We start from the raw sequence: 26,453 nt of genomic DNA, 5'->3' as shown, positions 1-26,453 counted from the left end.
TTCCAAGGCCCGGCGCATGTCCTTGCTCGCTTGGTGGCTCAAAACGGACGCGCTCACGCAAGTCGCGGCGCTGGTGCTGCTGGCCATGTCCGTCATGAGCTGGGTGGTGATTCTTTGGAAGGCGCGCCAGCTGCGCCGCGCGAGCGCCGACCTGCCGCGCTGCCTCGCGGCGTTCTGGCAGGCGCCCGATCTCGCGGCGGCGGCCCAGCGTTTGCAGCATTTCGACCGCGAAGCGCTCGTCCTGCCTATGGTAGTAGCTTCTCATTCTGTAGTAATGCAAGCGGCGGATGGCTCGCTGGCCACGGCAGGTGCGCGCGCGCAGCAGCTCACGCGCGCGTTGCGCGACGCGCTGCACGGCGTGCTCGCGCGCCTGCAATGGGGCCAGGTGCTGCTCGCCACGGCGGGCGCTACCGCGCCTTTCGTCGGGTTGCTGGGCACGGTGTGGGGCATCTACCATGCGCTGCGCGTGCTGGCCCAGACCTCGAGCGCGCAGGTCACGCTTGCGCAGGTCGCGGGCCCGGTGGGCGAATCGCTGGTCATGACCGCGGCGGGCCTGGCCGTGGCGATCCCCGCGGTGCTGGCCTACAACGGCTTTGGCCGCGTGCTCGCGCGCCTCGAGGCCGAGCTCGAAGGCTTTGCGCTCGACCTGCGCGAGTTGCTCGCCGATGGCGCAGTAGCGAATCCCTGAGGCACCCGCAGCATGCCCTTTGGCCGCCTCGAACGCCGCGCCGCGCCGCAGCCCATGAACGAGATCAACATCACGCCCATGGTCGATGTGATGCTGGTGCTGGTGGTGATTTTCATCCTCACGGCGCCGCTGCTCGCGAGCGCCCTGCGCCTGGAGCTGCCGCGCGCGCAGGGCACCACGACGGCCGGCGCGGCGGCGCCCGCAGTCACGCTGGTGCTCGATCGCGCGGGGCAGGCCTACCTGGGCGACCAGCCGCTCACGCAGGCGCAGCTCGCCGAACGCCTTGCGCGCATTGGCGCGAGCCAGCCCGACACCGAAGTGCAGTTGCGCGCCGACGCCCGCGTGCCCTATGGCCGTGTGGTCGAAGTCATGGGCCTGGCGCACCAGGCCGGGCTGCATCGCATAGGCTTCGTGGCCGAGCCGCAGCCCGCGCGCTGAGGCCGCCCGCGCAAGCTACGTCGAACGCGCGCCGCAAGCCAACGCCTAAAATCGGCGCGGCCGGGCCTGCACAGGCCCTTTTCTTTCCTTCGCCCTCATGCAAGAAAAATACTCCCCCCAAGACATAGAGCGCCAAGCCCAGGCCGAATGGGCCGCGCGCGACGCCTACCGCGTGACCGAAGACGCGAGCAAGCCCAAGTTTTACGCCTGCTCCATGCTGCCCTACCCGAGCGGCAAGCTGCACATGGGCCACGTGCGCAACTACACCATCAACGACATGCTCACGCGCCAGCTGCGCATGAAGGGCTACAACGTGCTCATGCCCATGGGCTGGGACGCCTTCGGTCTGCCGGCAGAGAATGCGGCGCTGAAAAACGGCGTGCCACCCGCGCAGTGGACGTACGACAACATCGCCTACATGAAGCGGCAGATGCAGGCCATGGGCCTGGCGATCGACTGGAGCCGCGAAATCGCCACTTGCGACGCGAGCTACTACCACTGGAACCAGTGGCTCTTCTTGAAGATGCTGGAAAAGGGCATCGCCTACCGCAAGACGCAGGTGGTCAATTGGGACCCGGTCGATCAAACCGTGCTCGCGAACGAGCAGGTGATAGACGGGCGCGGCTGGCGCACCGGCGCGCTCGTGGAAAAGCGCGAGATTCCGGGCTACTACCTCAAGATCACCGACTACGCCGAAGAGCTGCTCGATTACGTCACGGGCGACAAGCTGCCGGGCTGGCCCGAGCGCGTCAAGCTCATGCAGGAGAACTGGATAGGCAAGAGCGAGGGCGTGCGCTTTGCCTTCCCGCACGACATCCGCGGCGACGACGGCGCACTCATCGGCGATGGGCGCATGTACGTATTCACGACGCGCGCCGACACCATCATGGGCGTGACGTTCTGTGCCGTCGCGCCCGAACACCCGCTGGCCATGCACGCCGCGCGCACCAATCCTGCGCTCGCGGCCTTCATTGAAGAATGCAAGACCGGCGGCACCACCGAGGCCGAGCTCGCCACGCAAGAGAAAAAGGGCCTGCCCACGGGCCTCACGGTGACGCACCCGCTCACCGGCGCAGCGGTGCCGCTGTGGGTGGGCAACTACGTGCTCATGGGCTACGGCGACGGCGCCGTGATGGGCGTGCCCGCGCACGACGAGCGTGATTTTGCGTTTGCGCGCAAGTACGGCATCCCCATCCAGCAGGTCGTGCAGGTGCCCGGCGAGCAGTTCGACGCCACGCGCTGGCAAGACTGGTACGCCGACAAGCAGCGCGGCGTCACGGTCGATTCGGGCCCGTTCAGCGGCCTGCCGTGCAAGGCCGCCGTCGATGCTGTGGCCGCGGCGCTCGCGGCCAAGGGCCTGGGCGAGAAAAAAACCACCTGGCGCCTGCGCGACTGGGGCATCAGCCGCCAGCGCTACTGGGGCACGCCGATCCCCATCATCCACTGCGAGGCCTGCGGCGCCGTGCCCGTGCCCGAAAAAGACCTGCCCGTGGTGCTGCCGCAAGACCTGGTGCCCGACGGCAGCGGCAACCCACTGAACAAGTGCGAGGCCTTCCTGCACGTCGCCTGCCCCTGCTGCGGCAAGCCCGCGCGGCGCGAGACCGACACCATGGACACCTTCGTCGACAGTTCGTGGTATTACATGCGCTACTGCGATCCGCACAAGGACCAGGCCATGGTGGCCGAGGGCGCGCGCTACTGGATGCCGATGGACCAATACATCGGCGGCATAGAGCACGCCATCTTGCACCTGCTGTACGCGCGCTTTTGGACCAAGGTCATGCGCGACCTGGGCCTGGTGCAGATCGACGAGCCCTTCACGCGCCTGCTCACGCAGGGCATGGTGCTCAACCACATCTACAGCCGCCGCACCGAAAAGGGCGGCAAGGAATACTTCTGGCCGCAGGACGTGGAGCAGGTGCTGGACGAGCACGGCAAAGTCGTGGGCGCGCGCCTCAAGCGCGCCGTGGGTGAGCTGCCCGCAGGTACGCCGGTGGACTACGAGGGCGTGGGCACCATGTCCAAGTCCAAGAACAACGGCGTCGATCCGCAAGACCTGATCGAAAAGTACGGCGCCGACACCGCGCGCCTGTACACCATGTTCACCGCGCCGCCCGAGGCCACGCTCGAATGGAACGACGCAGCCGTCGAAGGCAGCTACCGCTTCCTGCGCCGCGTGTGGCAATTCGGCGTGCAGCTTTCTGCTATGGATATGCAAGCTGCCAGCGCGCTTGCAGCAAGCCTGGGCGCGCAAAAAGACCCCAAAGGTTTGCAGGACATGCGCTTTGGCAAACAGGCGCAGGCGCTGCGCCGTGAGGTGCACAGCGTGCTCAAGCAGGTCGATTACGACTACCAGCGCATGCAATACAACACCGTGGTCTCGGGCGCGATGAAGATGCTCAACGCGCTCGAAGACTTCCGCGCCGCTGCTGCCAATGACGACGCCGGCGCGCAGATCGCGCTTGCCGAGGGCTTTGGCATCCTGCTGCGCTGCCTGTACCCGGCCACGCCGCACCTCGCACACCACCTCTGGCAAGAACTCGGCTACGCCAAAGTGTTCGGCGAATTGCTCGACGCGCCCTGGCCGCAGGTCGATCCCAGCGCGCTGGTGCAGGACGAAGTCGAGCTCGTGCTGCAGGTCAACGGCAAGCTGCGCGGCGCGATCCAGGTGCCCGCGCAGGCCGACAAGGCGGCGATAGAGCAGATCGCCCTTGCGAGCGAAGCCTTCCAGAAGCACGCGCAGGGCGCTGCCGCGAAAAAAGTCGTGGTCGTGCCGGGCCGGCTCGTGAACATCGTGGTTTGAACGCCATGCGCACGCTGCATCGCCCGCCTCTTGCATCTACGGATGCGCCCACAGCTGCGCCCGTTGCGCCGGCCGGTTCGGATTTGGCCGCCGCGCCGAATCTCCACCGCCGGCGCCTGCTCGGCCTGGCCACCGCGGCAGCGCCCGCACTCGCGCTCTCGGCCTGCGGCTTTCGCCTGCGCGGCGTGCCCGAGTTCGCCTTCCGCTCGCTCTACATCATGGCGCCGCCGGGCATGCCGCTCGCACGCGAGCTCCAGCGCACCATCGAATCCTCAGGCAGCAGCCTGCAACTCGTGACCGACCCGGCAGCCATGCCCACAGCCGAAGTCATCCTCGAGCTGCTGTCGGCGCGGCAGGAGCGCGTCGTCGTGGGTCGCAACGCCTCGGGCGAGGTGCGCGAACTCGAGCTGCGCCTGCGCGTGCAGTTCCGGCTGCGCACGCCCACGGGCGTCGAGCTGATTCCACCCACCGAACTGCTGCAAAAGCGCGACATCAGCTACAGCGAATCCATCGCGCTCGCCAAGGAGGCCGAAGAAGCGCTGCTGGTGCGCAACATGCAGACCGACGTCGTGCAGCAGCTCATGCGCCGGCTCGCCGCGGTGCGCATGCCTTGATGCTGCACTAATAGTAGCTTCTTGCGCATGTATTCATTGGGCTGAAGGCCGATCTGGCTCTTAATTTTCCCCCATGCAGCTCGCCCTGAATCAGCTCGCCGCACACCTGCAAAAAGGCTTGCGCGCGCTCTACACGCTGCACGGCGATGAGCCCCTGCAGCTGCAGGAAGCAGCCGACGCCATCCGCGCCGCGGCGCGCGCGCGCGGCTACAGCGAGCGCAGCGTGTTCAGCGTGAGCGGCGCGCATTTCGACTGGAGCGGGGTGCTCGCCGCACGCAACAGCCTGAGCCTGTTCGCCGACAAGCAGATCGTCGAGCTGCGCATCCCCTCGGGCAAGCCCGGCAAGGAGGGCGCCGCCGCCTTGCAGGAACTCGCCGCCGCGACGCAGGACGGCGGCGGCACGCTCATGCTCGTGCACCTGCCGCGCCTGGACAAGGCCACCAAAAGCACGGCCTGGTTCGGTGCGCTCGAGGCGCACGGCGTCACCCTGCAGATCGACCCCATCGCGCGCGCTGCGCTGCCGCAGTGGATTGCGCAGCGTCTGCAGCAGCAGGGCCAGCGCGTGGCCGCGGGCGAAGCGGGGCAGCGCACGCTGCAACTCTTTGCCGACCGCGTCGAAGGCAATCTGCTCGCGGCGCACCAGGAGGTGCAAAAGCTAGGCTTGCTCTACCCGCCGGGCGAACTCACGCTCGCGCAGGTGCAGGAGGCCGTGTTCAACGTCGCGCGCTACGATGTGTTTCAGCTCTCCGAAGCCGTGCTCGGCGGCCAGCCCGCGCGCGTGCAACGCCTGCTCGACGGCCTGCAGGCCGAGGGCGAGGCCCAGGTGCTCGTGCACTGGGCGCTGGCTGAAGACATCCGAGCGCTGCACCGCGCGAAAGCCGCGCTGAACGCCGGCCGCCCCCTGCCCATGGTGCTGCGCGAGCAACGCATCTGGGGTCCCAGGGAACGCCTGTTCGAACGCCTGCTGCCACGCCTGAACGAGGCCACGCTCGCGCAATGGCTGCAAGCCGCGCACGTGGTCGATGGCATCGTCAAAGGCCTGCCCCAGCCCGACTGGCCCGCCGACGGCTGGCAGGCGCTGCAGCGCCTGGCGCTGCAGGTGTGCACGCTGGCGCAGGGGTCGAGGTAAGCGGGGCGTTTTTTCCAGGAGCCGAGCGCAGCGAGTTTCGCGCGCCCCCGCCGGGCGCGAGCACCGCAGGTTGCCCTGACCGCCGCGAGGCGGGCAGGGACGCAGGCAGTAGGGTCGCCTTCTTTTGCCTTCTTTTCTTGGCGAGACAAGAAAAGAAGGTGCGCCGCCGGGCGCACATCCCGGCATCCTCCCTCTGCCCCCGCACCATCTTCACCACCCTCGATAATCCCCACCAATCACCCACCCGCAGTAGCCCACTCTGAACCTGTCTCAAAATAGCAGGTGTTCAGGTTTCTTTCCCGCAGTCAAGTCGCTGCCGCGACGCCCTCGAAACTCACCGCCTGCACCCCATGCCTTCCACTTCGTTGTCGCGTCTTCTGCGTATCCTGTTTTTGATAGCACTCAGCGCAGTTTGGGCGGGCGCGCATGCTGAATTTGCCCTGCAACTCGGTGGGCGCAAGGACGCCCTGGGCGCCGCCAGCGTGAGCACGCCGCATGTGCGCGCCGAGTTGCTGGCGCATGCGCCCGAGGGTGTGGCGCCGGGGCGGCCGCTGTGGCTGGGCCTGCAGATCAGCCACCAGCCCGGCTGGCACACCTACTGGAAAAACCCCGGCGACTCTGGCCTGCCCACCGAGCTGCGCTGGCAGCTGCCGCCTGGCCTGCAGGCGGGCGAAGTCGCCTGGCCCGTGCCGCGTGTGCTGCGCGTGGGTGATCTGGTCAACTACGGTTACGAAGGCCAGGTGCTGCTGGCCGTGCCGGTGCAGATCGCGCCGGGCTTTGCCGCCCCCGCGGGGCAGGACGCGCTGCCCGTGCGCCTGCACGCGAGCTGGCTCGTGTGCCGCGTGGAGTGCATCCCCGAAGAGGGCGAATTTGCGCTGCAGCTGCCGCTGCGCGGCGCCATTGCCCTGAACGCGGCGGCGTTCGCGCAGGCGCAGGCGGCGCAGCCCGCCGCCCTGCCCGGCGCCAGCAGCGCGCAGGTCGAAGGCGAAAGTCTGCGGTTGCGTGTGGCGGGCCTGCCCGCAGATTTGCGCGGCCAGAAACTGGCGCTGCTGCCCGAGACGCCCGAAGTGCTGGCGCCGTCCGTGCTGGCGGGCCAGAGCTGGCAGCAGAGTTGGGACGGCGCGGTCTGGTCGGCGCAGCTGCCGCTGGCGCCGCAGCGCGGCCCCACGCCTGCGGCGCTGGCGCTGGTGTTGATGCCTGCTGCGGCCACAGCGGGATTGGGCGCGCATGCCGGCGCGGGCGCCGCCCAGCCGCGCGCCTCGCCCTCCCAGCGCGCCTGGCGCGCCATGCCCACGGTGCAGGGGCAGTGGAGCACGCCGCAGCGCGCCGAAGTGCCCGCTGCGCTGACAGCCGCGCTCGCCGCCAATAAGGCAGCGCAGGCGGCGCCGGTCGCGTCGTCTGCCTTGCCTTCCTCGCCGGCGCTCGCCTCTGCCGTGGCGCCCGCCGCCGCAGCCTCGGGCGGCGCGGTTTCCGGCACCGGCCTGCTCGCGCCCTTGCTCGGCGGTTTGCTGGGGGGCTTGCTGCTCAACCTGATGCCCTGCGTGTTCCCGGTGCTCGCGATCAAGCTGCTGGGCCTGGCGCGCCACGGCGGCCAGCGCCGCGCGCAGCGCCTCGCGGGCCTCGCCTATACGGGCGGGGTGCTGCTGTCCTTCCTCGCGCTCGGCGGCCTGCTGCTGGCCCTGCGCGCGGCGGGCGCGCAACTGGGCTGGGGCTTTCAGCTGCAGTCGCCCGCGGTGGTGGCGCTGCTCGCGGCGCTGTTCACGCTGCTGGGTTTGAACCTGGCCGGCCTGTTCGAATTCGGCGGCTTCGTGCCCAGCCGCCTTGCCACGTTGCAGGCGCGCCATCCGGTGGTGGATGCGTTTTTGTCGGGCCTGCTCGCGGTACTCGTGGCCTCGCCTTGCACGGCGCCTTTCATGGGGGCGTCGCTGGGCTTTGCGCTCGCGCTGCCGCCCGCGCAGGCGCTCGCGGTGTTTGCCGCGCTGGGGCTGGGCATGGCCTTGCCTTTTCTCGCGGCCGCGCTGGTGCCCGCGGTGGTCGGCTGGCTGCCGCGCCCCGGCGCGTGGATGCAGACTTTTCGCCATGCCATGGCCTTTCCCATGTTTGCCACGGTGGCCTGGCTGGTCTGGGTGCATGGCCAGCAAACCGGCATGGACGGCGCCGGCGCGCTGCTGCTGCTGCTGGTGGCGCTCGCGGCCGTGGTCTGGGCGCTCACGCTGCGCGGGCGCACGCGCCTCGTGCTTGCAACTGTTTTGATAGCTGCCGGCGCTTTACTGATGGGCGCTACTGGCCAAAATGTGCTCAAGCCCGTGGGCGCGGGGGCAGAGGGCGCTGTGGCGCGCGGCGCAGACGAATCGAGCCCCTGGCAGCCATGGTCGCAGGCGCGCGTGGCCGAACTGCTTGCGCGCGGCCAGCCGGTGTTCGTCGATTTCACCGCCGCGTGGTGCGTGACCTGCCAGTTCAACAAGCGCACCACGCTTTCCGACGCCGGGCTGCTCGCCGACTTTGCCGCGCGCCGCGTGGCGCTGCTGCGTGCCGACTGGACGCTGCGCGATCCCGCCATCACCGCCGCGCTCGCGCAGCTTGGGCGCAGCGGCGTGCCCGTGTACGTGCTCTATGCGCCGGGCCGGGCCCCGCAGGTGTTCAGCGAGATTTTGAGCGTGCAGGAAGTGCGCGCGGCGCTGCCGTAACGAAGAGATCGCTGCGCCCCGCCGCCGCGCGGACGAAGGCCGCCGCTCAATGGCTGCGGATCATGGTGCCGTAGGCTTGGTCGGTGAGGATTTCGAGCAGCATCGCGTGCGGCACGCGCCCGTCGATGATGTGCACTGCGTGCACGCCCGCCTTGGCGGCGTCGAGCGCGCCGGATATTTTGGGCAGCATGCCGCCCGAGATGGTGCCGTCGGCAAACAGGGCGTCGATCTCGCGCGCCGTGAGGTCGGTGAGCAGGCGGCCTTGCTTGTCGAGCACGCCCGGCGTGTTGGTCAGCAGCATCAGTTTTTCGGCCTGCAGCACCACGGCGAGCTTGCTCGCGACCACGTCGGCGTTGATGTTGTAGCTCTCGTTGTTCTCGCCAAAGCCGATCGGGCTGACGACCGGGATGAAGGCGTCGTCCTGCAGCGCCTTGACCACGCTGGGGTCAATGGCCACGATGTCGCCGACCTGGCCCACGTCGTGTTCGATGTTCGGGTCTTTGGGGTCGAGCATGCGCAGCTTTTGCGCGCGGATCAGCCCGCCGTCGCGCCCCGTGAGGCCCACGGCCTTGCCGCCGGCCTGGTTGATCAGGCCCACGATGTCCTGCTGCACCTCGCCGGCCAGCACCCATTCGACCACCTCCATGGTCTCGGCGTCGGTCACGCGCATGCCCTGGATGAATTCGCCCTTCTTGCCCAGGCGATGCAGCGCGGTCTCGATCTGCGGGCCGCCGCCGTGCACCACCACGGGGTTCATGCCCACGAGTTTGAGCAGCACCACGTCCTCGGCAAAATCGGCCTGCAGCGCCGGGTCGGTCATGGCGTTGCCGCCGTATTTGATGACGATGGTCTTGCCGTGGAATTTGCGGATGTAGGGCAGCGCCTGGGCAAGGATTTCTGCCTTGTCGCGCGGGGAGATCGAGAGCAGGTCGGTCATGGCGGCGGGCCGTTCGGTGGTTGATGCACAAGGCGCAAATTGTGCCGCATCGCCATGGCACGAAAGGTGGCAGTTCAACGCTGCAGCCAGGGCGGCACCTTGAAGCGCACGATGGCCAGGTAGGCCGCCACGTAAATCACGATGAAAAGCAGGCAAAACGCCATGAGCACCGGCGTATTGCCCCAAAACAGCAGCGCCGGCGCTACCGAAAGCATGGTGAAGCCCCACAAATAGGGCGCGGTGCGGTTGTTGCGCATCAGCATGCGCCGCGCCGCGTCGTCGTGGAACACGCTGCGCACGATGCGCCGGTAGATCAGCTGGTGAAAGTGCAGCGCATCGGCCACGCCCGGCGACACACCGCGCGCGAGCTTGCGGTAGATTGAAAACAGCGTCTCCCACACCGGATAGACGAGCAGCAGCATGGGAAACCACGGCGACACCTGGGGGTGGCGCTGCACCAGCGCGATGCTCCCGAGCGCGATCACCACGCCCCAGACGTAGGCGCCGCCGTCGCCGGCAAAGAGCAGGCCGCGCGGGTAATTCCACAGCAAAAAGCCAGCCGTCACGGCTGCCGTGGAGACCATGAGCGCCGCGAGCGCGCGGTCGCCCACCTGCAGCGCCACGTGCGCCAGCGCCAGGCACACGATCAGCGCCACCATGCCGGCCAGGCCGTTGTAGCCGTCGATGATGTTGAACGCATGCGGCAGGCCTGCGACCGCGAGCAGTGCGATGCCTGCGCCCAGCCACGGCGCGGCGCCGATCAGCGCGTCCAGCCAGGGCAGCCCCAGGCGCGGCACGGCAAGGCCCAGCCAGGCAACGGCAAGCACCGCCGAGACGCCGGTCAGCGCCAGCCGAAAGCGCACCGGCAGGCGCTGCGTCAGGTCTTCAGTGATGCCGCCAAGCGCCGCGGGCAGCAGCGTCACGAGCCACGCGCCCACCCAGCCGCCGAGGTACAAGTTGCTGACATTGCCGGCACTGGTATGCCAGATGCCCAGCAGCCAGCTGCAAGCGAGGCCGAGCAACATCGCCGCACCACCGAGCCGCGGCACGTCGCCCCAGTGAAAGCGCTGCGGCACATCGTGGCCGTAGCATTGCGCATGGCCGCGCAGCCAGCGCACAACCAGGCCCGAAGACATCCAGGCCACGAAAAAGGCCACCATGGACAACCAGATCATGCGCCGATGGTAACGGTGCCGTGCAGGCGGGACGTAACGCGGTGTGGCATGGTGCGCCAGGGCACCAAGCGAGTGGGGCGCCTGGGTGCGGCGGGCAGTGGGCAGTGGGCCGGCAAGGGTTCACATCAGCAGGTGTTCGCCCGCGTTGTCGCCGCCGAGGATCACGTAGTTCACCTTGCGGATGTCGAGCAGCCTGGTGCCGCCCGCGTAGCTGATGGAGCTTTGCAGGTCTTGCTCCATCTCGGTCAGCGTGTCGGCGATCTTGCCCTTGATGGGCTCGAGGATGCGCTTGCCCTCGACATGCCGGTATTCGCCTTTGTTGAAGTCGCTCGCCGAGCCGTAATACTCTTTGTAGAGCTCGCCATCGACCTCCACCGTCTGGCCCGGCGATTCTTCATGGCCCGCGAGCAGCGCGCCGATCATGACCATGGTGGCGCCAAAGCGTATGCTCTTGGCGATGTCGCCGTGCTCGCGGATGCCGCCGTCCGCGATGATGGGGCGCGTGGCCACGCGCGCGCACCACTTGAGCGCGCTGAGCTGCCAGCCGCCCGTGCCAAAGCCCGTCTTGAGCTTGGTGATGCACACCTTGCCCGGCCCTATGCCGACCTTGGTCGCGTCCGCGCCCCAGTTTTCGAGGTCTATGACGGCCTCGGGCGTGCCCACGTTGCCCGCGATCACGAACGCGCCGGGCAGCTTGCGCTTGAGGTGGGCGATCATCTTCCTCACGCTGTCGGCGTGGCCGTGGGCGATGTCTATGGTGACGTATTCGGGCGTGATGCCTTCGGCCGCGAGCCGATCGACCGCCTCGTAGTCGGCCTTTTTCACGCCCAGAGAGATCGAGGCGTAGCAGCCGCGCGCGTGCATGGTGCGTGCGAACTCGACGCTGTCGAGGTCGAAGCGGTGCATCACGTAAAAATAGCCGTGCTGCGCGAGCCAGGTGCACAGCGGCTCATCGACCACGGTTTTCATGTTCGCGGGCACCACGGGCAGGCGAAAACTGCGCCCGCCGAGCTCCGCGCGCGTGTCGCATTCGGCGCGGCTTTGCACGCGGCACTTGCGCGGCAGCAGCAGGATGTTGTCGTAGTCGAAGATTTCCATGGGATTCCAAGCTCCATTGCACGATGCCTCTCAGGGCGGACAGAGGGCGCTTGGCTTGGCATCCGGTGTCTTGGGCGTGTAGCGCTGGCGCGCGTGGGCACAAAAAACCGGGCGCCAAGAAACTTGGGCCCGGTGATTGATTCTAGACTTGTGGCGGCCACCTATGGCGCAGCGTGCTGAATCCTGCACTCTGAAATGGGTTTGCGCCGCAGCGCGCGGGCAGTTTTGCACGGCGTGCTTTTTACAATCCCTCCATGCCCCCACACTCTTTTGCCCCGGCCGAGCCGTCCGGCCTGGCCGATTCGCCCACCTCCGAGCCTTTGCTCGCGGGCCTGAACCCCGAACAGCGCGCCGCCGTCACCTTGCCCGCGGGGCATGCGCTGATTCTGGCGGGCGCAGGTTCGGGCAAGACGCGCGTGCTCACCACGCGCATTGCCTGGCTGCTGCAAAACGGCTACGCGACGCCCGGCGGTATCCTGGCCGTGACCTTCACGAACAAGGCTGCGCGCGAGATGCTCACGCGCCTGTCGGCCATGCTGCCCGTGAACGTGCGCGGCATGTGGATAGGCACTTTCCACGGCCTGTGCAACCGCATGCTGCGCGCGCACCACAAGGCCGCGGGGCTGCCGCAGACGTTCCAGATTCTTGACACGCAAGACCAGCTCTCGGCCATCAAGCGCCTGTGCAAGCAATACCAGATCGACGAAGAGCGCTACCCGCCCAAGCAGTTGCAGCAGTTCATCGCCCACTGCAAGGAAGAGGGCATGCGCCCGCGCGACGTGCCCCAGCACGACAGCGTGGCGCGCAAGAAGGTGGAGATTTACCAGCTCTACGAAGACCAGTGCCAGCGCGAGGGCGTGGTGGATTTTGGCGAACTGCTGCTGCGCAGCTACGAGCTGCTGCGCGACCACGACCCCATCCGTGCGCACTACCAGCGCCGCTTTGCCTACATCCTCGTGGACGAATTCCAGGACACGAACCGGCTGCAATACGCCTGGCTCAAGCAGCTGGCCGGTGACGTGGTCGAGGGCCACCTGCAGACGCAGGGCAGCGTGATGGCCGTGGGTGACGACGACCAGAGCATTTACGCCTTTCGCGGCGCGCGCGTGGGCAACATGCAGGACTTCGTGCGCGAATTCGACGTGCGCCAGCAGATCAAGCTCGAGGAGAACTACCGCAGCTATAGCAACATCCTCGACTCGGCGAATGCGCTGATCCGCCACAACAGCCGCCGCCTGGGCAAGGAGCTGCGCACGCAGCAGGGGCCCGGCGAGCCCGTGCGCGTCTATGAGGCCGCGAGCGACCTGGCCGAGGCGCAGTGGCTGGTCGATGAAATCCGCCAGTTGGTGCAGGGTGGCATGGCGCGCAGCGAGGTTGCCGTGCTCTACCGCAGCAACGCGCAAAGCCGCGTGATCGAATCGGCGTTGTTCAACGCGGGCGTGCCGTACCGCGTCTATGGCGGCCTGCGCTTTTTCGAGCGCGCCGAAGTCAAGCACGCGCTCGCGTACCTGCGCCTGTTGGAGAACCCGCACGACGACACGAGCTTTTTGCGCGTGGTGAACTTTCCGCCGCGCGGCATAGGCGCGCGCAGCATAGAGCAGTTGCAGGACGCGGCGCGCAGCGCGGGCTGCTCGCTGCACGACGCCGTCTCGGCCGTGCCGGGCCGCGCGGGCACGCACCTGGGCGCGTTCGTCGCGCTCGTCGATGTGCTGCGCGAGCAGACGCAGGGGCTGAACCTGCGCGCCATCATCGAGCGCATGCTCGAAGCCAGCGGCCTGATCGAGTATTACCGCAGCGAGAAAGAGGGCGCAGACCGCATCGAAAACCTCGAGGAGCTGGTCAACGCCGCCGAGAGCTTCGTCATGCAAGAGGGCTTCGGGCGCGACGCCGTGGCGCTGCCGCTGGACGCGCAGCGCGCCGCCTTGCGCCAGAGCCCCGCAAGCCAGGGGCTGAACCCCGACGCGCCGCGGCTCGATCTGCCGCTGCCCGCCGTGGACACGGCTGCGCGCACGGGCGCCGGGGCCGCTGACGTGGACTTGGAAACGGGCGAGACCCTGTCGCCGCTCGCGGCCTTTCTGACCCACGCGGCGCTCGAGGCTGGCGACAACCAGGCGCAGGCCGGGCAGGACGCCGTGCAGCTCATGACCGTGCACGCGAGCAAGGGGCTGGAGTTCGACGCCGTGTTCATCAGCGGCATGGAAGAAGGCCTGTTCCCGCACGAAAACGCACTTTCCAGCCAGGAAAGCCTCGAAGAAGAGCGCCGCCTGATGTACGTGGCCATCACGCGCGCGCGCCGGCGCCTGTACCTGAGCCACGCGCAGACGCGCCTGCTGCACGGCCAGACACGCTACAACCTGCGCAGCCGTTTCTTCGACGAGCTGCCCGAGCACGCGCTCAAGTGGCTTACGCCCAGGCACCCCGGGTTTGCCTCGTTTGCTTCCAGTTTGGGAGCTGCTTACGCAGGTACATCAAGCGCTAGAGGCCAATTTGGCTTGAAATCCGAGAGCCCGGCCAATGCGCCCCTGCCAGCGCAGAAAACGGCGCCGGCGCATGGCCTGCGCGTGGGTGCGGCGGTGTTTCACACCAAGTTCGGCGAGGGCAAGGTGCTTGCGCTCGAAGGGCAGGGCGAGGATGCACGCGCGCAGGTGCAGTTCCCGCGCCACGGCACCAAGTGGCTCGCGCTGGCCGTGGCCAAACTCACGGTGGTGGAGTGAGCAGAGTGCTAGGAGCCTGTCGGACTTTGGGCGTCGAAAGCGAGAATGCGCCCCGGCGAGGCCAGTTTTTGCCGGATTCGCCGCCCCATAGTGGTGCTATGGGGCAAGAAGACGGTAAAAAATGGGCCGCTGCGGCACATTCGCAGCCGACGATTCCAAAGTCCGACAGGCTGCTAGCCTGCCGCAGCATGGGTGATGCGGGCGCAGGTATTGCACGGCCGAATCCCGCTGCGCTTTTCGTGTAGTCCCAGAAATGAAAAAGCCCAGCCATGCGCCGGGCTTCGGTCACGGCGGCCGGCAAAGCCGAGCCGGCCGCGGGCGCCTTGTTACCAACTCAGCTTGGGCTGCGTGGGCGTCGCCGTGAGGTAGCCCACGGCGGCGCCGTAGCGGTCTTTGTAGTTCGCGCGGATCAGCGGATCGAGCACGGGCTGGACCACGTTGTGGATGCCGCCCCAGTCGCCCGGGTGCTGGAAGTTGCTCGTGATGTACGTCCAGCCGTTGATTTCATCGACAGCCTGCAGGCCCGTGGATTCACCACCCGCGGGCACCGACATCACGCGTGACAGCGTTTTGGTGTCCACGTTGTAGGCCCACAGGAAGTTGTTCACGTGCTGGCCGCTGTCTTCGCCGATGAACAGCGTGCGCATTTTTTCCGAGAACTTGAGGTTGTCGGGGTTGGATATCTTGTCGGGGTTGGCGGTGTTGCCCAGTGCGTCGGGCGTGGCCAGGTCTTCACCGACAAGGGCGGCGGGGGCGGCCATATCTACGGGCACCCAATCGCTGTTGATCGCGGCACCCTTGGTGTCCTTGATCGCGGACTTGAGATTCAGCGCATAGACAGCGCCAGCGCGAATCTGTTTGTCGAGCTCGATGCTGCCCGCTTGAGCCGCTGCGTGGCCCTTGACCATGGACGCTTCGAGGCGCGACATGGCCGAATAGGCAATTTTGTCCTTGACGTTGAGCGTGGTGCCTTCCATCTTGGTGAAACCCATGCTGGCGCCCATCAAAGCGGCGTAGCGGTGCGTTTCGAGGAAGGCGGCAGCCTTTTCCATGCCAGGTTTGAGCTTGACCCAGTTGAATGTGCCGCTGTAATTGATCTTGGTGTAGGTGGCGTCCAGGGGGTCGGCCGTCTTGACATCCATGATGTCGGTGGGTTTGAGGGTTTTGGCCATGGTCTCGATGTCGGCGCTGGTGGCGCTGCCGAGCTTGATCCATGTCAGCGTGCCAGAGCCTGCACCAGCCGATGAAGTTTGCGTCCACTTGGCCACGTACAGCGAACCAGCCGAAAGGTCGCGCGCCTTGTCGGCGACGAACATGAACAGGCCGCCATTGGTCCAGTCGTCGCCGCACAAAATGGTGCGTTCGTCCGGCATGACTTGCACGAGCTCTTTCGAGATACGGCCAGTGCAGTAGTGCTTTTTGATGCTGCCCGTGCCGTCGGGATTGACGGTGACTTCAGGCAGGTGACCGTACAGATAGGGGTTGGCCTTGGTGGCGTCGCCATACAGGTTGAGGCTGTAGGCATCCATGTTGTTCCTGTCACGCGCGGCAAAGGCGTCGGGCTCGTATTCTTCGCTCGAAAGATGCGTGCCCCAGGGCGAGAGGCTCGCGCCGCAGGTGATCCAAAGGCCATTGGCGCCGCTGGTGTCCACGTTGTGGTACTTGACCAGGCTGAGCTTGCCCGTGTTCGGGTCTTGGTCGAGCGTGAGCACGGCGATGGGCGAGGGCAGTTTGCCGTACATGTCGGTCTTGCCGTCTTGAGCCCAGCTGGTGTATTCGAACTGCACCACGGCAAACACCGGTTTGCCTTTGACGCCATCGACCTTGGCATTGGGCACGGTGAGCAGCGACATGCCGTCGGGGCAGTCGGAGAAGAACTGACGCGGTGTGCTGCCCGTGGTGTCCATGATGGGCTTGTTGTTGATGTCGTAGTAGCCGCCCGCGAGGATTGTGCCGCCCTTGCCGTCGGGCACCATGTCGCCCGTGATGAAAAAGGGCTGGTAGCTCAGCGTGTAGTCGCGCGTCGATTGGTCGCTGAACTTGACCTGCAGGGTAGAGGCCACGGTGGTCGTGGCCATCGCGGCGGCGTTGGCCAGCGTAGGCGCCGCCATCGAGGTGAACGCGGCCGAAACGTAGCTCGGATCGTCATCGTCACCGCCGCAGCCCGTGAGCAACGAAGCCATGGCGCCCGTGCCCAGGGGCAGCAAAGGGGCGCCGGCGAGAACTTGCAGCGCCTTGCGGCGCGAGGGAAGAGGATGTGCAGACATATCGGGTTGTGCTCGCAAAAAGAAAGCTGGAAACGACCGGGTGCCGTTTCCTGCGCGCGATGCTAAAAACCCGATATGTCAGGAATTTGAAAGGGACGCTGCTAGGACTGCAACGCAGTGCCGGCTCTATCGGGCGGCTCGAAGCAGTCGCGGAAGGTGAACACCACCGAGGTGAAGAACATGGCCGCGAGCAGCATGGCCGCGGCCATCATGATGCCCGCCGCAAAGCCGGCGCCGAGCACGCCTATGAGCAGCCCCGTGGCGAGTGCCACCGCCAGGCCTGCGATCAGAAACACGCCCAGCCATGCGAACCCGAACACGGTAAAGGCCCAGAAATTGCGCACGCAGGCCACGATGCTGAAAAACAGCGCCTTGACGGGCGGCACCTTGTGCCAATACACGAGCCCCGGCGCATGCCAAAACAAGAGCGAAAGCGGCAGGTACAGCGCCATCGCAAGCCACATTGCAGCCTGAAACGAGGGCTCTTCGGCGAGTTCGCGCGACAGCGGCGCGTGGCCCAGATACACCTTGGCAAACTGCCCGCCATCGACCAGGGCCGAGAGCGCGATCACGCCGAGAAAGCCCACGGCATAGAGCGCGCCCAGCGCCAGCATGGAGCGCAGTTGCTCGCGTCCTGTGCGAAACGTGGCAAGCAGCACCGTGGGCGTTGGAAAGTGCCCCTGCATGGCTTCGGCCGCCGCGACCATCATTGCGAGCGTGGCCGAAGGCAGCAGGGCCAGCGCCAGCGCGGGCCCGATGAGGGGCACCATGGTGGCGATGGACATGGCCGCCATCGCCATGAAAAACAGCGCGGCGAGCGCCATCGGCTGGCGCCAGAAAGCCCGGATGCCGAGGCGCACCCATTGCAGGCCGGTGCGTGCGGGAACGAGGTGGAGTTTCATGCAACAAGCGAAAACGAGGTGGTGCGGGAGTGCACATGCGCGACCCGAAGGACTGTAGCAGCCTCGCGTGCGGCGTGACGAGGCTGCGTTGCCACCATCGGTGGGTGGAGCGCGCCGTCAAAGTTGCAACGGATGGGCGATGCGCTCGCGCAGCACGCGCTCGAAGTGCGTGGGATCGTGCGGCGTGAGCAATGCCGCCTCGCGCGGCAGATAAAAGTCCCACAGGCGCGAGAGCCAAAAACGCAGCGCACCTGCGCGCAGCATGGCGGGCAGCAAGGCGCGCTCGGCTTGGGTGAGTGCGCGCTCGGCTTCGTAGGCGCCAAGCAGCGCCTGCGCGCGCGCCGGGTGGTGCGCACCCGTGGCCCAGTCGATGCACCAGTCGTTCATGCACACGGCCAGATCGAACAGCCAGGTGTCCACACCCGCAAAATAAAAGTCGAAGCAGCCCGTGAGCGTTTCGCCTTCGAACAGCACGTTGTCGCGGAACAGGTCGGCGTGCACGGGCCCGCGCGGCAGCGCGGCGTAGTCGGGCGTGGCGGCGACGGCATTTTGGTAGGCCAGTTCGGAGCGCAGCAGTTCGGCCTGCTGTGGGCCCAGATAGGGCAGCACCACGGGCACGGTTTGGTTCCACCACGCGAGGCCGCGCAGATTCGGCTGCTGGCGCGTGAAGCTGCGCCCCACGAGGTGCAGGCGTGCGAGCGTCTGGCCCATGGCTGCGCAATGCTGCGGGCCGGGCGCGAGCTGGCTCTTGCCGGGCAGCCTGTTGACGAGCGCCGCGGGCTTGCCGCACACGCTGTGCAGGATGTTGCCCTGCGCGTCGGCGCGCGGATTGGGCACGGGCAGGCCACCTTGCGCGAGGTGCTGCATCAGGTACAGGTAAAACGGCAGCTGCTCGGGGCGCAGACGCTCGAACAGCGTGAGCACGAATTCACCCTGGCTGCACGTGACGAAGTAATTGGTATTTTCAATGCCGCCGGCGATGCCTTGCAGCGCCAGCAGTTCGCCGAGCTGCAAGCGCTGCAGCAGCGCGCGCGCCTCCTCGGGCGGGACTTCGGTGAAAACGGCCATCGGTGGGGGAAAGGCGGTAAAGCGACGGGAAAGCGGGGGCGGCGGGACGGTAGGACGAGCGTGGAGGGCGCGGCCCGGCCTGCGGCTTCAGTCGGGAAGCCTTAGAACTTCTTAATGTTCCACACGGGTGGCGCGGTGTTGACCTGCGAATCGTTGCCGGTGCCGGCCTGGCCACGCGTGACGTCGGGCGGTTTGACCTCGTACTCGGGCGCATTGCCGGACTTGGGCTGTACGGTGATGCGCTTGGTCTGCCCGCCCACGCGCAGCTCCTCGATGCGGCTGCCCTCGTCTTCGACCTTGATGTGCTCTATGCGCTGATTGGCGCGGCCGGAGGCGCGCTGCTCGGCTTTGCTCGGTTGCGCGCTTGTTGCCGCATCCGGCGAAGGTGTGGACGCGGCCTGGGGGGCCCGGGGGGAGGCGGGCGCAGGCGCCGGCTTGGCCTCCTGGGCGAAGACGCTGGTGCCCAGACCCAGCAAGGCGAAAAAGCAGGCGAGGTGGTGTGTGGCGCGCATGATGCGCAGGATTGTAGAGTGTGCCATCGCGCCCGGGCGGATTTTGCTCTGCTGGCACGCGGGCGCAAGGCCTTGCCGCACGCGCACCGGGCACAATCGCCGCGATGAGTGACACCATGAACACGAGCAACAAAAAAACCCTGGTGCTGGTCGATGGCTCCAGCTATCTGTACCGCGCCTACCACGCCATGCCCGACCTGCGCGCCGTGCCCGGTGATCCGCACAGCGCCGCGACGGGCGCGATACGCGGCATGGTCAACATGCTGCAGGCCCTGCGCAAGGAAATACCCGCCGATTACGCGGCCTGCGTGTTCGATACCAGCGGCCCGACGTTCCGCGAAGCGCTCTACGCCGACTACAAGGCGCATCGCCCGCCCATGCCCGAGGACTTGCGCGCGCAGATCGAGCCCATCCACGAGGTCGCACGCCTGCTCGGCTGGAAGGTGCTGGCCATCCCCGGCGTCGAGGCCGACGATGTGATCGGCACGCTCGCGCGCGCGGCCGCGCAGCAGGGCGTGGAGGTGATCATCTCCAGCGGCGACAAAGACCTCGCGCAGCTCGTCGATGAACACGTGACCATCATCGACACCATGAGCGGCAAAAAGCGCGATGTGGCCGGCGTGATCGCCGAATTCGGCGTGCCGCCGTCCTTGATGCTGGACTTTCAGGCCCTCGTCGGTGACGCCGTGGACAACGTGCCCGGCGTGCCCAAGGTCGGCCCCAAGACGGCCGCCAAATGGCTGCAGCAATACGGCTCGCTCGACGCGCTGATGGCGCACGCGCACGAGATCAAAGGCGTGGTGGGCGACAACCTGCGCGCGAGCCTCACGTGGCTGCCGCAGGCGCGTGAGCTGCTGCGCATCAAGACGGATTGCGACCTTGGCGCCTATATCCCCGGCTTCCCTGCTTTGGATGCGATAGCTATCAGCGCACCAGACACCGAGGCTTTGCGCCCGTTTTATGAGAAATACGGATTCAAGACGCTCGCGCGCGCGCTGGCGCCGGCGGCGAGCGCTGCCCCGGCAGGGCAGGGCGTGGACGCGGCTGCGCTGGCGCAAGGCGACCCGCCCGTGGCCGAGGGTGTGGCTTCTTCTGGCGCGCCTTCCGCGCCTTTAACGTCCCCGCGGCATTACGAAGTCGTCCTCACCTGGCCCGATTTCGAGCGCTGGCTTGCCACGGTGCAGGCCGCCGAGCTCGTCGCGCTGGATACCGAAACCACCTCGCTCGACGAGATGCGCGCGCAAATCGTGGGCATCTCCCTGGCGGTGCGCGGCGGCGAGGCCGCGTACATCCCGCTGCGCCACGACGGGCCTGATGCGCCTGCGCAGCTGCCGCTGGACGCAGTGCTCGCGCGCCTCAAGCCTTGGCTCGAGGACGCGGCACGGCCCAAGCTCGGCCAGCACGTCAAATATGACCGGCATGTGTTCGCCAACCACGGCGTGCAAGTGCATGGTTACGCGCACGACACCATGCTGCAAAGCTACGTGCTCGAAGTGCACAAGCCGCACAACCTGCGCAGCCTGGCCGAGCGCCACCTCGGGCGCGAGGGCATCAACTACGAAGACCTGTGCGGCAAGGGCGCGCACCAGATTCCATTCGCGCAGGTCGCGGTCGAGCGCGCCGCCGAATACGCCTGCGAGGATGTCGATGAGTGCCTGGGCGTGCACGAGGCGCTGTGGCCGCTGCTCGCAGCGAGTGCGCCGCTGGGGCGCATTTACGCGCTCGAAATCGCCTGCAGCGAGGTGCTCTTTCGCATGGAGCGCAATGGCGTGCTGATCGACACGGCGGTACTTGCCGCACAAAGCCGCGACTTGGGCCAGCGCATCATGGAGATAGAAGCCGAGGCCTACGCGCTCGCGGGTCAGCCCTTCAACCTGGGCAGCCCCAAGCAGCTCGCGGAGATTTTTTTCGACAAGCTGGGCATGCCGGTGATCAAAAAAACCGCCTCGGGCGCGCGCAGCACCGACGAGGAGGTGCTGGAAAAGCTCGCAGAGGATTACCCGCTGCCCGCCAAGCTGCTCGAACACCGCAGCCTGAGCAAGCTCAAGAGCACCTACACCGACAAGCTGCCGCAGATGGTCGATGCGCGCACGGGCCGCGTGCACACGCACTACGCGCAGGCCGTGGCCGTGACGGGGCGGCTGTCGAGCAACGAACCGAACCTGCAAAACATCCCTGTGCGCACGCTCGAGGGGCGGCGCATCCGTGAAGCCTTCATCGCGCCGCCGGGCTGCCTGATCGCCAGTGCCGACTACAGCCAGATCGAGCTGCGCATCATGGCGCACCTGAGCGGCGACCACGCGCTGCTGCACGCCTTCCAGCAAGGGCTGGACGTGCACCGCGCCACCGCCGCCGAGGTGTTCGGCGTCTCGGTGCACCAGGTCACGAGCGAGCAGCGGCGCTACGCCAAGGTCATCAACTTCGGCCTGATCTACGGCATGAGCAGCTACGGCCTGGCGAAAAACCTGGGCATAGAGCCCAAGGCCGCCGCCGCGTACATAGACCGCTACTTTCAGCGCTACCCCGGCGTCAAGCAATACATGGAAAGTACCAAGGCGCTGGCCAAGCAGCGCGGCTACGTCGAAACCGTGTTCGGCCGACGCCTGTACCTGCCCGAGATCAACTCGCCCAACGGCCCACGCCGCGCCGCTGCCGAGCGCGCCGCGATCAACGCGCCCATGCAGGGCACGGCGGCCGACCTGATCAAGATGGCCATGGTCGCGGTGCAACAAACGCTGGACGCCGAAAAACCCACAATCAAGATGATCCTGCAAGTGCACGACGAATTGGTGTTCGAGCTGCCCAGCGCCGAAGAAGCCTGGGTGCGCCACGAAATCCCGCGCCTCATGGCCAGCGTGGCCGACTTGCGCGTGCCGCTGCTTGCCGAGGTCGGCGTGGGGCCGAACTGGGAGCGGGCGCATTGAGTGGAGAAGGGTGTGAACTTGAGTTCCATCATCACGGATACCCGTGTTGCGGTCTTGGTGGACTGCGATAACCCCAGATTGTTCATTGGGACGCGGGATGATGGCGAGGCGACTGGCGTGGCAGCTTGGTCGCTGGTGAGAAGACCATGGCCGGTGCCATGGACGTCGAAGCAGCGGCCAAAATGACCGGCAGACCGTCCGCCAGCGCCCGCGCAGGAGCGTAGCGCCGCCTCATGGACAACCTGGGTTGAACCTACGCCCACTGCATACACTGAAACCCGCGCTCCGTCTCAAGCCCCCGCCAGCCCATCCAACGCATCTGCAAACGCCGCGACCAGCGTGTCGGCGTCCTGCGCGGTGTGCGCCGGGCAGGCGAGCACCATGTTGTGAAAGGGCGTGAGCAGCACGCCGCGGTTGAGCAGGGCGAGCTGCAAGGCGGCTTCGAGGTCATTGCGGAAGGCGGCGCGGGCTTCGCTGCCGTTGCGCGGTGGCGTGGGGCGGAACTGCACTTCGCAGCGTGCGCCTATGCGCGTGACACTCCAGGGCAGTGCGCGTGCGGCGATCTGGGCCTGCAAACCCTCGGCCACGCGCGTGGCGGTGGTGAACATGCGCGCGTAGGCGGGCCCGTCCATGACTTCGGCGAGCATGGTGCGCATCAGGCGCAGCGTCAGCAGGCCCGCGGACAGCGTCGTGCCTATGCCCGAGTGACCGGGCGCGGCGGCGGCTTTGACGGCTTGCATGCGTGCGCCGACTTCGGCGCTGAAGCCATACGCCGCGCCCGGCGTGCCGCCCGCAATCGGTTTGCCGAGCACGAGCATGTCTGGCTCCAGGAGCCTGTCGGACTTTGGAATCGTCGGCTGCGAATGCGCCGCAGCGGCCCATTTTTTACCGGCTTCTTGCCCCATGGTGGCGCCATGGGGCGGCGAATCCGGCAAAAACTGGCCTCGCTGGGGCACATTCTCGCTTTCGACGCCCAAAGTCCGACAGGCTCCTAGCCCGTCGGCGCGCGTATAGCCGCCGGGCCCGCAGGAGATGGTGTGCGTCTCGTCGAAGGCGAGCAGCGTGCCGTGCCGGCGCGTGAGCGCGCGCAGCGTCTGCAAAAAGCCGGGCTCGGGCAGCACCATACCGATGTTGGTGAGCACGGGCTCGGTGAGTACGCAGGCCACGTCGCCGGGGGCGAGTGCGGCTTCGAGCGCGGCGCTGTCGTTGAACTCGACCACGCGCGTGGTGGGCGTCAGGTCGTGCACCTGGCCCAGCAGGCTCGCGCGCATACGTGTGCCGCCGCCCTCGGCGAGGTCGATGAAAGTGTCATCGACGGTGCCGTGGTAGCAGCCGTGGAACACGAGGATGCACGGCCGGCCCGTGATGGCGCGCGCCCAGCGCAACAAAAAGCGGTTCGCGTCGCTCGCCGTCGCGGTGAACTGCCACATCGGCAGGCCAAAGCGCGCTTCGAGCAGCGCCGCGACCTCGAGCGCGACCGCCGAGGGCAGCATGGTGGTGGCGCCCTGCGCGCCGAACTCGGCCAGCGTGCGCGCGATGGGTGCGGGGCTGTGGCCGAACATCGCGCCCGTGTCGCCCAGGCAGAAGTCGATGATTTCGTGCCCGTCGGCATCGACCAGGCGCGCGCCCTGCGCGGCATCGACGAAGAGCGGAAATGGCGCGGGCGTATCGGCCATCCAGTGCATGGGCACGCCGAACAGAAAATGCCGCTGCGCCTGCGCGTGCAGCGCCGCACAGCGCGGGTGCGTGGCGCGAAAGCGTTGCGACTCGGCCGCGAAAAAGCGCGCGATCTGGGCGCTGGAAAAGTCGGCTTGAGGGGCGTCAGCGGCAGCGTTGGGCATGGCAGCAGTTCAGCGGAGAACGAAAAATGCGGGCGTTGCGCAAGCCAAGCATGCCATGCGCCGGGCGCGTTCGGCGCAAGCGCGCAAGTGGTTTTGCATGGCGCAGGCGAATTGGCACCATGGCACGCGCGACGGCGCCTTTATGCTGCGCTCCACCCGGCGGCATCCGCCATTGCTTTTCACTTCATTCTTTGCCATGACCCAGCACGGTTTCGCCTTCTTGGATCAAGCATCTTTTTTGGCCTCAGCGCACGTCCCACCTGCGCAAGCAGCTCCTTTTGGAATAGCTGGCGTCGCCTGGGACGGCGCCGTGACCTACCGCCCTGGCGCACGCTTTGGCCCGGCGGCGATCCGCCAGGCCAGCCTGATGCTGTGCGACGCCACGCACCCGCTGTTCGACCTCTCGCCGGCGGGGCAGATCGTCGATCACGGCAACTTGGCGCTGCCCAACACCAGCCTGGTGGCGCTGCGCGCGGCGCTCGAGCCGCGTGCTGAGGCCCTGCTGCGGGCGCAGCACATGGTGTGGCTGGGTGGCGACCACTCGATCACGCTCTCGCTCCTGCGCGCCGCGCATGCCGTGCACGGGCCGCTCGCGGTGCTGCACTTCGACGCGCACTGCGACACCTGGAGCGACCATTTCGGCGAGCCTTCGGGCCATGGCACCTGGGTTTACGAGGCCATGGAGGAGGGGTTGGTCGTGCCCAGCGCCTTCGTGCAGATCGGCATCCGCTCGGCGGCACAGCGCGCGGCGCGCGAATATGTGGCGCAGCGCGGCGGGCGCATCTGCACGGCGCGCGAGCTGCGCGGGCGCGACGGCGCGGCGCTCGATCCGCTCATCGCCGAGCTCGCCGCGCGCCAGCGCGCCAGCGGCGCGCCGGTGTACCTGAGCTTCGACATCGATTGCCTGGACCCGGCCTTTGCGCCCGGCACGGGCACGCCCGAGCCCGGCGGCCTCAGCACGAGCCAGGCGCTGACGCTGCTCGAAGGCTTGTGCGCGCTCGACCTGCCCTTCGTGGGCATGGACTGCGTGGAAGTGGCGCCGGCCTACGACCATGCCGAGCTCACGGCCAACGCCGCCGCGGTGCTGGTGTGGACGTACTTGTGCGCGCGGCTGGCCGCGCAGCAAACGCACGGGGGCCGGCCATGATGCGGCTCGAACGCCAGGCGCAGGCCTTGCTCGCGCGCTCGTACTACCAGGACAGCGCACAGCCCTGGGAGCGCGGCCCGGCGCTTGCGGGCACGGTGCAGGCCGACGTGTGCATCGTGGGCGGCGGCCTCGCGGGGCTTTCCGCAGCGCTCGAGCTCGCGCGCGCCGGCATGCAGACGGTGCTGCTCGAAGCGCAGCAGGTCGGCTGGGGCGCCTCGGGGCGCAACGGTGGGCAGGCGCTCGCGGGCTATGCGAGCGAGCTGGAGCCTTTCGAGCGCCAGCTCGGGCGCGACGCCGCGCGCCAGGCCTGGGCGATGTCGCTCGAAGCGCTGGACTTGATGCGCACGCGCATCCGCGCACACCGCATCGCCTGCGACTGGACGGACGGCGCGCTGACGCTGGCCGTGCGCCCCGCCAAGGCGCGCGCCTTGCGCGCGTGGTACGAGCACATGCAGACGCACTACGACGCCGCGCACCTGCGCTGGCTGGACGAGGCGCAGACGCGCGCGCAAGTCCAGAGCGAGCGCTACGTGGCGGGCGTGTTCGACCCTTTGAGCGGCCACCTGCATCCGCTCAACTACACGCTGGGCATCGCGCGTGCGGCGCGTGCGGCAGGGGTGCAGATTTTCGAGGGCAGCGAAGCCGTACAGGTGCAAACGGCCGTGGCGGCGGGCGGGGGCAAGGCGCGCGTGCGCACCGCGCAGGGCGAGGTGCGCGCGCCGTTCGTGTTGCTCGCGGGCAACGTGCACCTGGGGCGCGTGGCGCCCGCGCTCGCACGCCGCATCATGCCCGTGGGCACCTACATCATCGCGACAGAACCCCTGGGCGCCGAGCGCGCGGCGGCGCTGATCCCGAGCCGCGCCTGCGTGAGCGACAACCAGTTCGTGCTCGACTACTACCGCCTGTGCGCCGGCGACCGGCTGCTGTTCGGCGGACGCGTGAGCTACTCCACGGTGTCGCCGCCCGACCTGCCCGCGACCATGCGACGCAGCATGCTGCGCGTGTTTCCGCAACTGCACGATGTGCGCGTCACGCACGCCTGGGGCGGCTTCGTGGACATCACCATGAACCGCGCGCCCGACTTCGGCCGGCTCGCGCCCGACGTGCTTTATCTGCAAGGCTTTTCGGGGCACGGCCTGGCGCTCACGGGGCTCGCGGGCCAGCTTGCGGCCGAGGCGATCCGCGGGCAGGCGCAGCGCTTCGACCTCTTTGCGCGCCTGCGGCACCGACCGTTTCCGGGCGGGGACTGGCTGCGCACGCCTTTGCTCGTGCTCGCGATGGCCTGGTATCGGCTGCGCGATGCTCTTTAATCCCAGATTGTTCGTTAGGACGCGGGATGATGGCGCGGCGGCTGGCGCGCCACAAGACACCATCGTAAAAGGCCATAGTGGCTCTGCAGTAAGTGCCCATACTCACTTACATTGGAATCACGTAGTCTTCGTCACCGGTGGGAAACCCTGGGTTTTTTGGCTTGTAAGAGAATTTGTCCACGCACCTTCGAACGTGAAC

19 protein-coding genes are annotated in these 26,453 nt (G+C 67.5%); 11 read left to right on the top strand and 8 right to left on the bottom strand.

Annotated elements, in window-relative coordinates:
* Positions 1 to 16 precede the first annotated feature (16 nt).
* The 6 genes from FK527_RS06585 (at position 17) to FK527_RS06560 (ending at position 8,359) form a co-directional block, all read left to right on the top strand.
* Complete coding sequence (locus tag FK527_RS06585) at positions 17 to 688, top strand: MotA/TolQ/ExbB proton channel family protein (RefSeq protein WP_144731346.1); 672 nt, start codon at positions 17 to 19, stop codon at positions 686 to 688.
* 12 nt (positions 689 to 700) lie between these two features.
* On the top strand, positions 701 to 1,126 hold the full coding sequence (locus tag FK527_RS06580) for an ExbD/TolR family protein (protein ID WP_144731343.1): 426 nt from the start codon (positions 701 to 703) through the stop codon (positions 1,124 to 1,126).
* 97 nt (positions 1,127 to 1,223) lie between these two features.
* Complete coding sequence (leuS, locus tag FK527_RS06575) at positions 1,224 to 3,929, top strand: leucine--tRNA ligase (RefSeq protein ID WP_144731340.1); 2,706 nt, start codon at positions 1,224 to 1,226, stop codon at positions 3,927 to 3,929.
* A 5-nt stretch (positions 3,930 to 3,934) separates the two neighbouring features.
* A complete protein-coding gene (locus FK527_RS06570; protein WP_144731337.1) occupies positions 3,935 to 4,543 on the top strand; it encodes an LPS-assembly lipoprotein LptE in 609 nt (202 codons plus the stop codon).
* Between the two features lie 73 nt (positions 4,544 to 4,616).
* Positions 4,617 to 5,672, top strand: coding sequence for a DNA polymerase III subunit delta (holA, locus tag FK527_RS06565; RefSeq protein WP_144731334.1), 1,056 nt, complete (start codon positions 4,617 to 4,619; stop codon positions 5,670 to 5,672).
* Between the two features lie 350 nt (positions 5,673 to 6,022).
* Positions 6,023 to 8,359: a protein-disulfide reductase DsbD family protein gene (locus FK527_RS06560; protein WP_144731331.1), complete on the top strand. Its 2,337-nt coding sequence runs from the start codon at positions 6,023 to 6,025 to the stop codon at positions 8,357 to 8,359.
* A 46-nt stretch (positions 8,360 to 8,405) separates the two neighbouring features.
* On the opposite strand, the gene argB is transcribed toward FK527_RS06560, so the two are convergent.
* The 3 genes from argB to FK527_RS06545 form a co-directional block, all read right to left on the bottom strand.
* The gene (gene argB / locus FK527_RS06555) at positions 8,406 to 9,296 is read right to left on the bottom strand and encodes an acetylglutamate kinase (RefSeq protein WP_144731329.1); all 891 of its coding nucleotides are present in this window, start codon (positions 9,294 to 9,296) and stop codon (positions 8,406 to 8,408) included.
* Positions 9,297 to 9,370: 74 nt separating this feature from the next.
* The gene (locus tag FK527_RS06550) at positions 9,371 to 10,471 is read right to left on the bottom strand and encodes a glycosyltransferase family 4 protein (protein WP_144731327.1); all 1,101 of its coding nucleotides are present in this window, start codon (positions 10,469 to 10,471) and stop codon (positions 9,371 to 9,373) included.
* Between the two features lie 120 nt (positions 10,472 to 10,591).
* Positions 10,592 to 11,569, bottom strand: a complete 978-nt coding sequence (locus FK527_RS06545; RefSeq protein ID WP_144731324.1) for a GMP reductase — start codon at positions 11,567 to 11,569, stop codon at positions 10,592 to 10,594.
* 254 nt (positions 11,570 to 11,823) lie between these two features.
* Here FK527_RS06545 and FK527_RS06540 point away from each other — a divergent pair, with 254 nt between their 5' ends.
* Both FK527_RS06540 and FK527_RS06535 read left to right on the top strand, forming a co-directional pair.
* Positions 11,824 to 14,283 carry a UvrD-helicase domain-containing protein gene (locus FK527_RS06540; RefSeq protein ID WP_144731321.1) on the top strand — a complete coding sequence of 820 codons (2,460 nt, stop codon included), beginning with the start codon at positions 11,824 to 11,826 and terminating at the stop codon, positions 14,281 to 14,283.
* Positions 14,280 to 14,528, top strand: coding sequence for a hypothetical protein (locus FK527_RS06535; RefSeq protein ID WP_144731318.1), 249 nt, complete (start codon positions 14,280 to 14,282; stop codon positions 14,526 to 14,528). Before FK527_RS06540 ends, FK527_RS06535 begins: the two co-directional genes overlap by 4 nt.
* Before the next feature lie 81 nt (positions 14,529 to 14,609).
* On the opposite strand, the gene FK527_RS06530 is transcribed toward FK527_RS06535, so the two are convergent.
* The 4 genes from FK527_RS06530 to FK527_RS06515 all read right to left on the bottom strand — a co-directional run bounded on the left by FK527_RS06530 (position 14,610) and on the right by FK527_RS06515 (position 19,059).
* A complete protein-coding gene (locus tag FK527_RS06530) occupies positions 14,610 to 16,550 on the bottom strand; it encodes a PhoX family protein (RefSeq protein WP_144731315.1) in 1,941 nt (646 codons plus the stop codon).
* A 101-nt stretch (positions 16,551 to 16,651) separates the two neighbouring features.
* Positions 16,652 to 17,452 (bottom strand): BPSS1780 family membrane protein, encoded by an 801-nt coding sequence (locus FK527_RS06525; RefSeq protein WP_144731312.1) that lies wholly within the window; start codon positions 17,450 to 17,452, stop codon positions 16,652 to 16,654.
* Positions 17,453 to 17,569: 117 nt separating this feature from the next.
* Positions 17,570 to 18,520, bottom strand: coding sequence for a homoserine kinase (locus FK527_RS06520; protein ID WP_144731309.1), 951 nt, complete (start codon positions 18,518 to 18,520; stop codon positions 17,570 to 17,572).
* Between the two features lie 101 nt (positions 18,521 to 18,621).
* Positions 18,622 to 19,059 (bottom strand): hypothetical protein, encoded by a 438-nt coding sequence (locus FK527_RS06515; RefSeq protein ID WP_186298401.1) that lies wholly within the window; start codon positions 19,057 to 19,059, stop codon positions 18,622 to 18,624.
* 89 nt (positions 19,060 to 19,148) lie between these two features.
* Here FK527_RS06515 and polA point away from each other — a divergent pair, with 89 nt between their 5' ends.
* Positions 19,149 to 21,956 (top strand): DNA polymerase I, encoded by a 2,808-nt coding sequence (gene polA, locus FK527_RS06510; RefSeq protein WP_144731303.1) that lies wholly within the window; start codon positions 19,149 to 19,151, stop codon positions 21,954 to 21,956.
* A 290-nt stretch (positions 21,957 to 22,246) separates the two neighbouring features.
* On the opposite strand, the gene FK527_RS17490 is transcribed toward polA, so the two are convergent.
* Positions 22,247 to 23,797 (bottom strand): aspartate aminotransferase family protein, encoded by a 1,551-nt coding sequence (locus tag FK527_RS17490; RefSeq protein WP_246072696.1) that lies wholly within the window; start codon positions 23,795 to 23,797, stop codon positions 22,247 to 22,249.
* Between the two features lie 196 nt (positions 23,798 to 23,993).
* On the opposite strand from FK527_RS17490, the gene speB reads away from it, so the two are divergent.
* The gene (gene speB, locus FK527_RS06495; protein WP_144731300.1) at positions 23,994 to 24,944 is read left to right on the top strand and encodes an agmatinase; all 951 of its coding nucleotides are present in this window, start codon (positions 23,994 to 23,996) and stop codon (positions 24,942 to 24,944) included.
* The gene (locus tag FK527_RS06490; protein ID WP_144731297.1) at positions 24,941 to 26,254 is read left to right on the top strand and encodes an NAD(P)/FAD-dependent oxidoreductase; all 1,314 of its coding nucleotides are present in this window, start codon (positions 24,941 to 24,943) and stop codon (positions 26,252 to 26,254) included. Before speB ends, FK527_RS06490 begins: the two co-directional genes overlap by 4 nt.
* The last annotated feature ends 199 nt before the right edge of the window (positions 26,255 to 26,453 follow it).

Origin of the sequence: Extensimonas perlucida (genome assembly GCF_007655255.1) — a bacterium.
In the GTDB taxonomy this organism is placed as follows: Bacteria; Pseudomonadota; Gammaproteobacteria; order Burkholderiales; family Burkholderiaceae_C; genus Extensimonas; species Extensimonas perlucida.
The sequence above is the reverse complement of the archived record's forward strand: the minus strand, read 5'-3'. Positions and strand labels throughout refer to the sequence as shown.

Bases quoted from the DNA above. Each gene is read 5' to 3' on its own strand.
- FK527_RS06585 (WP_144731346.1), top strand. From the start codon at position 17: ATGTCCTTGCTCGCTTGGTGGCTCAAAACGGACGCGCTCACGCAAGTC.
- FK527_RS06560 (WP_144731331.1), top strand. From the start codon at position 6,023: ATGCCTTCCACTTCGTTGTCGCGTCTTCTGCGTATCCTGTTTTTGATA.
- polA (WP_144731303.1), top strand. From the start codon at position 19,149: ATGAACACGAGCAACAAAAAAACCCTGGTGCTGGTCGATGGCTCCAGC.
- FK527_RS06520 (WP_144731309.1), bottom strand. From the start codon at position 18,520: ATGGCCGTTTTCACCGAAGTCCCGCCCGAGGAGGCGCGCGCGCTGCTG.
- FK527_RS06525 (WP_144731312.1), bottom strand. From the start codon at position 17,452: ATGAAACTCCACCTCGTTCCCGCACGCACCGGCCTGCAATGGGTGCGC.
- FK527_RS06540 (WP_144731321.1), top strand. From the start codon at position 11,824: ATGCCCCCACACTCTTTTGCCCCGGCCGAGCCGTCCGGCCTGGCCGAT.
- FK527_RS06580 (WP_144731343.1), top strand. From the start codon at position 701: ATGCCCTTTGGCCGCCTCGAACGCCGCGCCGCGCCGCAGCCCATGAAC.
- FK527_RS06530 (WP_144731315.1), bottom strand. From the start codon at position 16,550: ATGTCTGCACATCCTCTTCCCTCGCGCCGCAAGGCGCTGCAAGTTCTC.
- FK527_RS06515 (WP_186298401.1), bottom strand. From the start codon at position 19,059: ATGGCACACTCTACAATCCTGCGCATCATGCGCGCCACACACCACCTC.
- FK527_RS06545 (WP_144731324.1), bottom strand. From the start codon at position 11,569: ATGGAAATCTTCGACTACGACAACATCCTGCTGCTGCCGCGCAAGTGC.
- FK527_RS17490 (WP_246072696.1), bottom strand. From the start codon at position 23,797: ATGCCCAACGCTGCCGCTGACGCCCCTCAAGCCGACTTTTCCAGCGCC.
- FK527_RS06570 (WP_144731337.1), top strand. From the start codon at position 3,935: ATGCGCACGCTGCATCGCCCGCCTCTTGCATCTACGGATGCGCCCACA.
- leuS (WP_144731340.1), top strand. From the start codon at position 1,224: ATGCAAGAAAAATACTCCCCCCAAGACATAGAGCGCCAAGCCCAGGCC.
- FK527_RS06490 (WP_144731297.1), top strand. From the start codon at position 24,941: ATGATGCGGCTCGAACGCCAGGCGCAGGCCTTGCTCGCGCGCTCGTAC.
- holA (WP_144731334.1), top strand. From the start codon at position 4,617: ATGCAGCTCGCCCTGAATCAGCTCGCCGCACACCTGCAAAAAGGCTTG.
- argB (WP_144731329.1), bottom strand. From the start codon at position 9,296: ATGACCGACCTGCTCTCGATCTCCCCGCGCGACAAGGCAGAAATCCTT.
- speB (WP_144731300.1), top strand. From the start codon at position 23,994: ATGACCCAGCACGGTTTCGCCTTCTTGGATCAAGCATCTTTTTTGGCC.
- FK527_RS06550 (WP_144731327.1), bottom strand. From the start codon at position 10,471: ATGATCTGGTTGTCCATGGTGGCCTTTTTCGTGGCCTGGATGTCTTCG.